We start from the raw sequence: 12,118 nt of genomic DNA on the forward strand, positions 1-12,118 counted from the left end.
CCTGCCCCCGCCCCAGCCCAGCCCCCGACCCAGTGCCAGTGGCAGTCTCTGTGCCAGTGCCAGTGCCAGTGCCAGTGCCAGTGCCAGTGCCAGTGCCAGTGCCAGTGCCAGTGCCAGTGCCAGTGCCAGTGCCAGTTAATTCATCTGGAGTGAGTGGTTTTGGCTCTTGGGGAGGGACAAAGGCTGGGTTGTGAATACGTTGACTGCTTAAGTCGATGCTAAAATGCTGATTTTCCGAATGTTCAGCAAGTGAAATTTTCGCAGTTTTAAACTGACTTATATCCTGTATCGCGGTATGTCCACCTCGAAACTGACCTGAGTGGTCTATGCCTGTTGTTTCAGTTGAACCGGTCTCTTTAACTAGCGCTTGTTGGGTTTTCGCCGTTGAGTCAGGAATATTTTCAGCTGTTTCAGATACTGCATTTAATTTGACCTGTTGCTCAACATTGCTAATGCGTTCACTTGGTGCTGTGAGAGTAGTATTATCAGCTTTTGAGGCTACCTTTTCGCTTGTTGAAGGTTGAGTTTGATGGGCGGATAAACTATGCGACGTTTTGTCTGCCACTAAATCTTGATTCAAAGCTCCTTTAACCGGTGCCGTATCTCTCAGTTCTTTGGCTTTAAGTTTCTGCGCTTGCGTATCAATTTTTTTTACTGCTTGTTTCGCTTTGTTATCCCGTTTTTTCTGCTCTGCAGCATTCACGTCAACGGTTTTATCATTCTCTTTTTGAATTTCATTATCAGAATGTATTTGGTCGGAGCCCGAAGATTGATGACCCTTATTATCCTTTGTCATGTTGGACTCCTACCTTTCGCCAAATGCTTCGTTAATGTTGGTGAACACTGGTTTCCATAAGTACTGGAAGACACTTTTTTCACCTGTCACAATATCTGCTTCGCCAGTCATTCCTGGAATTAATGCAAAACTATCGGGATTATCCAAAAAGTAGGGCTTATCAATGGCAAGCTGCACTTTATAAAATACGCCGCCTTTTTCATCTTTATCTGTGCTTGGTGAAATACGTTTTACAATGCCATCTAACGCGCCATAGCGGCTGTAATCAAAGGCATCAATTTTTATTCGAGCGTTTTGACCAACATGAACAAAGCCAATGTCACGAGGTGAGAGTTTAATTTCCATTAGGCCTGTCTTAGTCATTGGAACAATGACGGCGACAGTCCCACCAGGTTGAATTACACTGCCAGTAGAACTAGTCGGGATGGATTGAATAATTCCGTCAACAGGCGCTGTTACTGTGTTTTGAGACACCAAAGAATCAGAAGATTTAAGCCTAGCAATAACACCTAACAATTCAGCTTGAGTATCGGTACGCTTTTCACCAACCTCTTTAAATAACGAGGCTTGTTTTTGCTTAAGTTGTCGCTCTAAATTAACTAAGTTTTTTGATAGAACCTGTTGCTTACTTTCCATCGATTTCAGTTCACGGATATAAGAATCCAGTTTCTGTTGCGACTCTAAAATGCGAAGTTTAGATACCGCTTGCTCTGCTGTGACAGATAACATCATATTTAGGGTTTGTTCTGCGGTTTGTATCTGATCGCTTAACGGAGGTATCTCAGCTTTTAGACCTTCAAGTTCAGCTTGAGTTTTATCAATATCAGATTCAGACAGTTGCTCCATTGCAAAGCGTTCTTCATTCATACGTTGCAATGATGATTTATGCAGCCTGAGGAGTTGAGGGTACTCAACTGCAAATTCGCTAAAGTTAGCTTCTCTTTGTTCGGTAAAGGCATCGTAGCGTTCTATTCTCATAATGAGGTTAGCTCGTTTGCTGGTGAGTTCTTCTTCAGCGGATAGACTATCGATAGACACAAAACTCGCTAGAATATCTCCCTTTTTAACAACGTCACCTTCCTCAACAACAACGGATGCAATCGTTCCTCCTGAACGACTTTGAATAACTTGGCGGTGGCCCAGAGGCACCACTTGACCTTTCGATTTAGAAATTTCTTCCACGCTGGTAAAAATTGACCATATCAGCATGATTAATATTGAACCTGTAATAATTAAAATAATATTACGAATGATTTTACGCTCTGCGGGCGCTTCTATTGCTTCAGCAAATTCGTGTTCTGGCCATACTCGGTTAGCTAGTTGACGATTATCCATTGGTTGGAGACTCCTGCATGGCGACGGTCGAAGGGGATTCAGTTGTATCTGATTTTTTTGATGCTTCAGTAACCTTGTCTGGTATTGGGCCTGCATAAACCACAGCACCTTTATCTAGAACAATGACCTTGTCAGCGTGTTGGATCAAATCTTGATCGTGACTCGTAAACAGTACGGTGGATTTACCTTTAAGGTTTAATAATGTCTCTATCAACGTTGCTTTTGAAAGTGGGTTTCGGTGGGGCAGTGGTTCATCTAATAACATTAATGGTGATTGCTTTATTATGGCGCGTGCTAAGTTGATATAGCTGCCCTCTATTGCTGATAGCATGGCATTATTCTCACCTAGTAAGTCAACGCTAAGGTCATTATTAATGCTGTTAAAGAAGCTCTCACCTCCCGCTTTTATCAGTGCATCAATAATTTCTTTATCGCTGGCTTTGGGTTTTGCTATTCTGATATTTTCAGCTAATGTACCGGGGAAAATATCCGGCTGCGATGGACTATATGCAGCCCAATGACGAAAGATTTCAGTGTCATACTGCTTAAGGTTTTTACCATTCAATGTGACAAAGCCAGCTTGAGCTTCTAATACGCCTAATGCGCTCAGTAAAAGTGTCGATTTACCACAAGCATTTGGACCGATAATTGCCACTAATTCGCCAGGTTCTACATCAAATGTCACGCCAGACAATGCAGCCTCTCCCTCAGCTTTGTAGCGTAATGTAAGGTGTTGGAAAGCTAATGATGGCGCTTTGGTATTATCTGGCGTGTCTAGCCTTAATTCTGATTGTTCGGTGCTAGCTTGCATGAAACGATCAAATTGTTTGACCGCAATATCCATCATGGTGAATTTTTGTTTCGATGAGAAAGCTAACTGAGCTGGGCCTGTAATTCGCCATATCATCATCACACAAGCAATGAGTGCTCCTGGCGATATCGTTTGATCTAAGACTAAAAAGATACCGGTAAAAACAGTAATGAGTGCAGTAAATAAACTGAGGGAATGTGCAACAGCAGCGTTAAGACCATTACGCTTTGCATAGAGAAAATTTTGGCGACTGTTTTCACGGCTTTGACGAATAAACTTGGTTTGCCAAGCTTCGGTATCACCAGCAGCTTTTAATTGAAGTAAGTTTTTTGATAACTCACTCATCGCATTTTGATATTCACCGCTGATTGTGGGTGAAGCAGCTTGGACATATTTATTGAGTACTTGCATCACGAGGTAATAAAGCATCAACATACCAATTGGCACGAGGACTAACCAACCGCTTAAAAACATGATGGCGAACAAGGCTATGAGGGTAAAAGGCAAATCAACAAGCCCCCCACCGCCAGGGCCAGATAATAACATGCGAACTTTTTCCGCATTGCGCATTCGAGCGATATGATTTGAGATTCCTACCCTAGATAACACCATTAAAGGCATATGTAATAAGCGATAAAAAGTGATTTCAGAGAGATCTCTAGCAAAACGATTACTGGTTGTTGATAAGATTTGTGCGCGAGCAAGTCGAGTGCTAATCAATATTCCGACTGCTAATAAACCACCCAATGCAATGCTAGGCAAAATAGCAGGGCTTTGGCCTCCTATTACGCGATCGTATACAGCCATGGTAAAAAATGGCACTGCAAGTCCGGTGATACTTGAGAGTAAACTTAGCCAAAAAACCGGTCTGTACCATTTGGTTCTTTTACTCATATGAGCGGCAAACGCATTAACATTTTTTCTGGTGGTTGGTAACGACTCGATTAAGAAAATATAAGCCGTATCATTGAGTTGAGTTAAGTCTATTGATTGCCATTGGTTTCCTGTTAATGTTTCAAAAACATGGCCCTGCCTTCTGACAATAAACCCTGGTTCATTTTGCGGAATAACAAGGAAAGGGTGTATCGATAAATGCAGATTTTTTGCCGTATTATTTGTCACTGAAAAGCCTATTTGATGCTTTTTCAATAACCGTGATAACCCGAGTGTATTCAGATCAGTGTTATTATGATCGTTAGCAATATTACTGGCTTGTGTATACAGTCCAAGTTGCTGGAACAAGTCAACTACAAGTGGTTTTAGCTCCAATTCAGTCGTGCTCATGAGCTTACCTCCTGTGCCGCTTTCGTTGTTGTAGATTTGTCCATCTCGCGGTGCGCAACGCCATTTATTTCAATACATTCATCACTTAAACTTGCAAGCTCGGTAAAATGAGAGGCAGCAACTATTGTCATTTGCTGTTTTAATTGTTGCAGTAAGGCGAGTAAACGGCCTTGTGCATCAGCATCAAGCGATATCATTGGTTCATCTAGTAATATAATTGAAGGTTTTTGCACAATTGCTCGCACAATCGCAATCAGCTTAATTGCGCCCTTATTCAACATTTGGCTGTCACTATCACCGACCATTGTTTGATAACCATTGGGTAGTTCAGCTATTTTACTTGTGAGCCCTAAACTGTCTGCAATAGCCATAGCTTGAGGTTCAAATTCGGCTCGAAACATCGTCATGTTTTCTAATAAACTGCCAGCAAACAGTGTTGGCCAAGGTGCTACATAAGTGATTGACTGTCTGAACTCTTTAGAATCATGTTGGTGGATGGCAATATTATCAATCGTCACTTGACCAGCTGATACTTGTTGAAATCCTGCGATAATACTTAACAGATGGCTTGCATGACTTAATGGATTTGATTGCAACGTGACCAAACTATTCGCTTGAATGTGATGGCTGAAATGAGTGATAGCTGTGCCAAGGTTTTTACTGCTGATATTGTCGAAGTGGATAGGACCTAAAGGCAATTTTTGTTGATAGATTTTAGTTCCTTGAAAAGACTCCTCCGGAAGTTGGGTTAAGTCATTAACATGGGACATTGCCGTTTGTGCACTCACCAAGCGTGACCGTAAGCTAATAATCGCACTTAAAGGCGCAACCGCTCGACCCGCTAATATAGAGCAGGCGGCTAATCCACCAGTTGTCAATGAGCCGTTGAGCACTTCAAGACAACCTAACATCACTAATATCAGCGTGGTCCCTTGTGCAGCACCTTGAATGACTTCTTGAAGCTTGGCCGAAAGCCAATCGACTTGCTGTTGACTCTCAAGCCGTTGGTGATTGATGTTGTTATAAATGCCAGATAAACGATCTTCTAAAGATAGTGCTTTAGCAGTCGTTAAGCCTGAAAGGACTAAAATCAACATTCTAGTTCGTTCTGCATCAGATAAAGCTAACGCGTGAGTCGCAGTTGCTAACTTTTTTCCAATATAGAAAACCAGTGCACCAACAACAAGCCAGACAGCAATCGGTATGAAGACTAACGGGCCGCCAATATAGGCAACTAATGCTAAAAAAATCAGTACAAAAGGAAAATCCATCAATGCGACAATGGCTTGGCCTGAATACAGTTCTCGCATACTAGCGATACTAGCAAGCCCATTTGCTATCCGGCCTGTACCCATGGCCTCAACATGATTGTAGTCAGCTTTCATTAACTTGCTGACCACATCCGTGGTGGTTTCTAATTCAAAATTTGCAGCAGAAGCGGCTAACAGCCAACTTCGGCCATACCTTAAAACCAGTTCAAGCAATATGGCGATAGCAACCCCAGACACTAAGATAGTGGCGGTGCCATAACCTTGATTTGGCAAAATTCGGTCGTAAATCTGTAGCATGGTGAAAGGAAGCGCTAACGACAATAAATTGATAAAAGTCGATGACAACAGTAACTCTGGAAATGCTTTATTTCTTGAAAATAATCGAAAGTTCTCTCGCATGCTACAGTCATCCTATTCGTTAACATGGCTAGTCAAGGACATAATAAAAAGCTCAGATTAAAGCGTAGACTATATTTTAGTATGTCTATGGTTAACTTAAGGATGAACGCTCTTAATTTCAACAGTTTATTTTCTGTTCAGATGACTTGGTATTCCAATTGAAAGGTAGTCAGGTTGGTTGGGATAGCATTATTTTAATGAAGTAAAAAGAAGAACTTTTATTAGTAAGGGTATTTATTACTAGAGAAGCTAACGAGGGTTTTAAACTTACGTGGAACTTTGACGATGAGCATAAAAACTGCCCGTTTTCTATAGGGCAGTTTTTATGAAGTAACACTATTGATTATTCTTGGGTTGTCGCATGTTTTTTTATTGCTTTATTTTTCATTGGGTCGCCTTGGTAACCAAGTGCTTTCCAATCCATTCTTGTGCCTTTATTATGGCAATCATTACAGTTTAAAGCTTGCTCGGTTGGCGCCACCATATGATTGATGCGCCACCACATTTCTGTTTCTGCAAAGCCATATTCACCACTGTATTTAATGCCTTTATCTAGCATGGTTTGATTAGCTTCCATACCCAGTTTAGCGGCTTTATCCCAGTCAAATGTTTTCCAGTAACCACCTTTACCAAAGACTTTAGCGGTAATGAAGATGTTTTGTTTACTGTCGTAAATTTGCTTACCAGTATGAACCTTGAATGGATATATTTTTGCCGCTACATCATTAATATCACCTAAAGGATAAGTCAGCTTGGTGATGGCGTTAGGATCCATCTTATCACCAGCCATATAAGCATCGGCTTTGCCGTTATACCAAGCATATTGAGGTTTCACATTTTTTGCCCACACAAAACTGCCTTTCTTTTTCATGTAAGTATGTTTGCCATATTGATCTTTAGTTTGCTCAATGTCTTGTCCTGCGGTTGACCAATCCCAGCTCATTTTGGTGGGTTCATTTTTAGCAAACTCAGGAATATGACAGGTTTGACAGGCAATACTGCTGCTGTGGGTATTAAGACGTTTATTGGTATGTGGTGCAGCTTCATGGCAGTTTTCACAGCCAATATCACTCATGCCACCAGGTGAAACGCCCATGGCATTGCCTGCTATCTGGTGACTCTCGGTTGTATGGCAGGTTTGGCATTGGAAATCATTACCGTCGGTGTCCATATGTACGTCAGTGACTTTGTCTGGATAAGACATTGAAGAGTCTAAATCGCCGTGTTTTACACCATCACCACCGCCACCATAGAAATGGCAACTGCCGCAATTATCTCGCACTGGCGCCCCTACATTTTGTGCCACTCGTTCTAGATTTACCTTAGCGAGAACTTCTCCTGCTCCTGCGGGATCTTTTACGTAAGTGCCTGTGGTGTCATGACAAATTAAACAGTCGACCTTGGTCATATCAGTAAAGTCAAAACTGTCGTCCTTCCAACCATAACCAGCATGGCAGCTGGTGCATCGTGGCTCGTTACCTGATACTGCGATACAAAAATTGTTAATAGCGTTTTTCTTTCCGCGGGTCACGGTGCGCTCAGGTAACTCTTGTTCAAGCTCCCATGTCCAATGAGATGATTTCATGACATCTTTAGCGTGATCTTCATGACATTCAATACACTGAGTAGTGACCTCACTGCCTTGAGTAAAAGGGCCTTCAATAAACTCTTTGTGTGGATTCGCCGCGTTGGCAAATAAACTAAAGCAACATAATCCACCGGTCATTAAGCTGGCGATGAGTATTTTCATAATAAGACTCCTGCCCTCGGTAAAAACCGAGGGAAGTTATTAAGGTTAGAAATTAACAGTAAGCGATGCATTGATGTCATAAGCGGTATCAACTACAGGGAGCATTGAATAAGCTGTACCTGCGACAACATCATCGACTTTTTGTGGTTTACCAACCGGTGTTCCACTGCCTGTGTATTCAAAGTCGTAATAAAGTCCTGCGAGTTTAATGAACATTTTTGGATTAATATCAAACATATAATAGGCTTCAGCGACATGGCCTCTAGTAGCGAGTTTGCTGCCAATCGGATCATCCTGAGCTTGGGTGAAAGGTGTCCAGTATTCAGAGCCATAGTTATATTCGAGGCCGACTTTTCCGTAAGGCGCTGGGATTTGAACGCCCACATAAATTCCGTAACCATCTTTAGCGCCACTGTCTTCAGCAGCTGAAGGCAACATGATAATTTCACTGGCATCAGCGTTAAGCTGCGCTTCAAAAACAGCATCAGATAGCATGCCGCCAAACATACCTGCGTTGCCATTACCATCTGCTCGGGTCCAGCCTCCTGATAAGAACCATTTAACGTCGTTATCTTCTTCGCGGGCAAAACCAATACCACCTAAGAACATATCGCCAATCACATCACTTGGCTGAACGCGAGTGACAAAGTTGAAGTTTTCAAACTTTTGCATGTCTTGATACATAGTTGGTGCAAATATACCTGCAAGCTGAGTTGGAAAAGCCATGGTGCCTTTAAAGCCATCATTGACATCTTTAGCGCCGAATAAGGTAAATTGAAGGAAGTTTTTACCATCGTTTATCGCGTCGATATTAAAGCCGCCAAGGTGAGTATCTTTGGTGACGATATCACCAAACATTTCGCCGTTACCCCACTGTGATTCAAAGCCTTGTCCGTAACAGAAGCGAACAACTTGGCCTTCGACACCAGTAATATCACTGAGGTGATAACCCATAGTTGCGCCATCAAAGTTAAAGTTAACTAAATGGCCAGAAGGAGTGCCGCCACGTTTTTCATTTTCACGGTATTGGGTTGGTGGGCCGTAAGTTGATGGACGTCGTCCAATAGATAAGTAAAGTGGTGAACCGTTAATATTTTTCCAGTCAAAATAAGCGCGTTCGACTCGTAACCAGTCGCCACTTGGATTACCGCTATTGGTGCCATCCATGGTAAATGAACGCCAAGAATCAAATACTTGCACGCCAGTTGAATCGCCCCAGTTTTTAAACATACTCAGGCGGCCTGCAAAGCTGACGTTATCCCACACTTTTGCTTTGAGGTTGAGTCTTAAACGTGTGGTGTAGTAAAGGTCATTATCAATATCTTGAGCAGTTTTAGGGGCTAATACATAAGGCATTACCCCTTGTAACTGACCGCTTTGAAATGCAGATGCTAGATTAGGGTTAGCGGCCATCATTTGGGCTAGTGGTGAACTTGCATCGTCAGGCATACCAAATTCGCCGCCCATCGCTTTAGCGCCAAAATCATTAAAATCGACATTAATGGCAGGATTCCAAGTGACATCCTGATAATGAAGTGAATGGACTTTGGTTCTAAAGTCGCCAGTGATTTCTATTCTATCAAGTGCAGTATGACGTTCATTTTTATCAACTCGATCATTGATGTCATCAATTTCATCATTAATGTCGGCTAGCTGTTGTTTAAGGTCTGCAATTTTTTGAGCATCAGTTTTACTCAGACTATCTCGTTGAATATCTGCATCGTTTGCATAAACACTCGCTGATAATATCAACGCGTTTGCAACAAGCAGTGAAATAAGAGTACGCATAACATCTCTCCTTTCGAATCAGCAGGTTAATTTATATTTCTGCCTTCGATTGATGTTGGGAATCCTAGGGGGGTGCTGAATTTTGGTAGCATTAATCCCTGAGGCATTCCCCATATTTTTATTAATTAGGTGGTTTAAATGTGTTTTACAGTCGAGCCAGGTTAGTTAACCGCAAGTTTGTGGTTGATCTGAATCGGCTGCATGGTCATATAAGAATTGCTGAATATCTAATAAGTCTTGTTCACTTAAAGCTTCAAAGACTTCAGCTTTCGCTTTGTGCTTATTACGTCTAAAAAATCTATCCCACTGGCTCATGGTTTTACTCATTGGGGTAATTTCACCGCCTTCATCTCCCATGCTATGACAGGCTTTGCATTCTTTTTTATACAGGTGTTTACCTTTTTTAGGATTACCGCCATCAGCAGCTTGAACCTGAGCTCCTAAACAGAGTGCGAGAGATACGCATATAAATATCTTATTCATGGTTTTCATCATCAGTCCCTTACTTTAAATAATTTTTATTGTTAATGGTTTTTGTCTAAATGGGTGTTTCTTGTTACTTAATTTAACACTTGTGATAAAGGATATTGTTGAGGAGGATCAAGTAAATTATAAAAATCTAATTGAATAAAATATAATTGAAAAAAATCTAATGAATGTATGAGGTTTTTCTTTAGTTGCTGATATTTATGGTAATTAATATTATTTTTGACTGATAGTCATTATGTAAGGTTGTTTTTTAGTGATTTTGAAACAAGATTGAGATCACACTTTTGATATTTGACTATATCTAAAGTGATAGATGAAGGTTGCATAGGGGGAAATTGTTAGGGTGTGTTTAATATGCACTGCAGTAAATACAGTGCATATTGAGTGCGATGATGAAGTATCGCCTAAATCTAAATAACGTAGATGAGCTAATCGCCTATTATGGCTGTTGACGAGTTGGTGCTAACACAATTTCTCGCACACAAACATTTTGTGGCATTTCATAAGCAAAGACGGCTGTTTCTGCAATATGTTCAGCAGCTAATACACCGCCCATCACTTCTTTCCAATCTGCGTAGCCATCTTTAATGTCTTGGCTAGTGGTATGGCTAAGCAATTCAGTTTCAACTGCGCCTGGTGCAATCGTCACCATACGCACATCGTCCATTGCCACTTCTTCACGGATGTTTTCAGTGAGGGCATGAACAGCGAATTTAGTCGCACAATAAGCTGCGTGATTAGGGAAAGTTTTACGACCCGCAACTGAGCTAACGTTAATGATAGTGCCTGTTTTGCGTGCCTTCATATCTGCAAGGACGCAGTGGATACCATTTAAAACACCCATCACGTTAACGTTGAGCATTTGGCTCCACTCTGCTGGATTTTGCACATCTGCTTGACCTAATAACATCACGCCAGCGTTATTAATCAAGCAACCTACAGGGCCATATTGTGCTTCTGCACTAGCAATAGCAGCCTTCATTGCTGTCGCATCGGTCACATCGACACTGATGCTTAAGCTATTTTCAAGTTTAAGCGCTTCCATTTTTTCTACACGACGAGCAAGTAATAAAAGTGGGTGGCCTTTAGCGCTAAATGCTTTAGCCATCGCTGCGCCAATACCTGAAGATGCACCAGTAATTACGATAAGTTGTTTCATGATTTTGACCTCTGTTTGTAAGTTGTGAGAATTATAGAGAAAGACTTATTGGTGATATATAATCAATAAAGAACATAATTGTTTACATATGACCTCTAATGGAGGGTAAGTTGAATAGTGATATAAATTTAGTCGATATCCGCGCGTTTGTTGTTATTGCTGAGTTGGGTAACTTTACTCAAGCTGCTGAAGCCTTGGGCTGTTCTCGATCCCATATATCTAAGCAATTACTTAGTTTGGAGACGTTTTTAGGGGTGACCTTAATTGTCAGAACGACACGCACTCAACGTTTAACTGACCAAGGTGAGAGTTTTTTACTGCAATGTCAGCAAGCGTTACATCAAATAGAGCAAGCTGTCAGTATGACGGTGGATAGTGCTGAACGTCTCAAGGGGAATATTTATATTAACTGTGTTGGGGGCTTTTTAGGCGAAGAAATCGTTGTTGCATTAGTGAATGACTTTATTCAATTATATCCTGATATCACCATAGATTTAGATTTCAGCAGTCAGCGAGTCGATCTGATTGAAGATCATTTTGACGTGGTGTTTAGAATGGGGGAGTTGGCAGACTCTGGGCTTATTGCACGTAAGTTAATGGATATTAAAAACTGCACGTTAGCATCTCCAAATTATTTAGCTCAGCATGCGATACCTGCGCATCCTACCTTGCTTAATCGACATACTTGTATTGTGGGATCAATAAACCATTGGCGTTTCGCCCATAAAACCAATACTCACGAAAGTGTAGAAGTGGCGATAAAAGGAAGTTTCAGGTGTAAAAATGGTAGAGCAATGAAACTCAGTGCATTAGCTGGCAATGGCATAGTGAGGCTACCTTATTTGTATTGCGCTGAAGAAATAAGTCAGCACCAATTAGTCGAAGTATTTCAAGATTGGCATATTCCCGATACACCGTTTTATGTGCTCTATCATAAAGACAAATTTCAACCTGAGCGATTGAAAAAATTTATTCAATTCACCTTAGATAACTTTAAAAGTTATCTACCTGATTTATAGAAAAAACTTAAGAATAG

9 protein-coding genes are annotated in these 12,118 nt (G+C 41.3%); 1 reads left to right on the forward strand and 8 read right to left on the reverse strand.

Translation table 11 applies throughout. The features are described 5' to 3' along the window. From Q4600_RS06600 to Q4600_RS06635, 8 genes are all read right to left on the reverse strand, one after another. Positions 1–796 (reverse strand): hypothetical protein (locus Q4600_RS06600; protein ID WP_303524372.1); only part of this gene is annotated, 796 nt, incomplete at its 3' end. Positions 797–805: 9 nt separating this feature from the next. Further along, the gene (locus Q4600_RS06605; protein ID WP_102528762.1) at positions 806–2,131 is read right to left on the reverse strand and encodes an HlyD family type I secretion periplasmic adaptor subunit; all 1,326 of its coding nucleotides are present in this window, start codon (positions 2,129–2,131) and stop codon (positions 806–808) included. After that, positions 2,124–4,226, reverse strand: coding sequence for a peptidase domain-containing ABC transporter (locus Q4600_RS06610; RefSeq protein ID WP_303514858.1), 2,103 nt, complete (start codon positions 4,224–4,226; stop codon positions 2,124–2,126). Before Q4600_RS06610 ends, Q4600_RS06605 begins: the two co-directional genes overlap by 8 nt. Next, on the reverse strand, positions 4,223–5,896 hold the full coding sequence (locus Q4600_RS06615) for an ABC transporter transmembrane domain-containing protein (RefSeq protein WP_303514856.1): 1,674 nt from the start codon (positions 5,894–5,896) through the stop codon (positions 4,223–4,225). Before Q4600_RS06615 ends, Q4600_RS06610 begins: the two co-directional genes overlap by 4 nt. Before the next feature lie 343 nt (positions 5,897–6,239). Further along, complete coding sequence (locus Q4600_RS06620; RefSeq protein WP_303514884.1) at positions 6,240–7,622, reverse strand: tetrathionate reductase family octaheme c-type cytochrome; 1,383 nt, start codon at positions 7,620–7,622, stop codon at positions 6,240–6,242. A 69-nt stretch (positions 7,623–7,691) separates the two neighbouring features. Next, positions 7,692–9,434, reverse strand: coding sequence for a DUF3373 domain-containing protein (locus tag Q4600_RS06625; RefSeq protein ID WP_248956305.1), 1,743 nt, complete (start codon positions 9,432–9,434; stop codon positions 7,692–7,694). Between the two features lie 165 nt (positions 9,435–9,599). Further along, the gene (locus Q4600_RS06630; protein WP_102528766.1) at positions 9,600–9,929 is read right to left on the reverse strand and encodes a c-type cytochrome; all 330 of its coding nucleotides are present in this window, start codon (positions 9,927–9,929) and stop codon (positions 9,600–9,602) included. 433 nt (positions 9,930–10,362) lie between these two features. Continuing rightward, the gene (locus Q4600_RS06635; protein ID WP_102526661.1) at positions 10,363–11,082 is read right to left on the reverse strand and encodes an SDR family oxidoreductase; all 720 of its coding nucleotides are present in this window, start codon (positions 11,080–11,082) and stop codon (positions 10,363–10,365) included. Positions 11,083–11,192: 110 nt separating this feature from the next. Between Q4600_RS06635 and Q4600_RS06640 the strand changes: the two genes are divergently transcribed. Continuing rightward, positions 11,193–12,101 carry a LysR family transcriptional regulator gene (locus Q4600_RS06640; protein WP_102526660.1) on the forward strand — a complete coding sequence of 303 codons (909 nt, stop codon included), beginning with the start codon at positions 11,193–11,195 and terminating at the stop codon, positions 12,099–12,101. Positions 12,102–12,118 lie beyond the last annotated feature (17 nt).

Source organism: Shewanella sp. 2_MG-2023 (assembly GCF_030548905.1).
Classification (GTDB): Bacteria; Pseudomonadota; Gammaproteobacteria; order Enterobacterales; family Shewanellaceae; genus Shewanella; species Shewanella electrodiphila.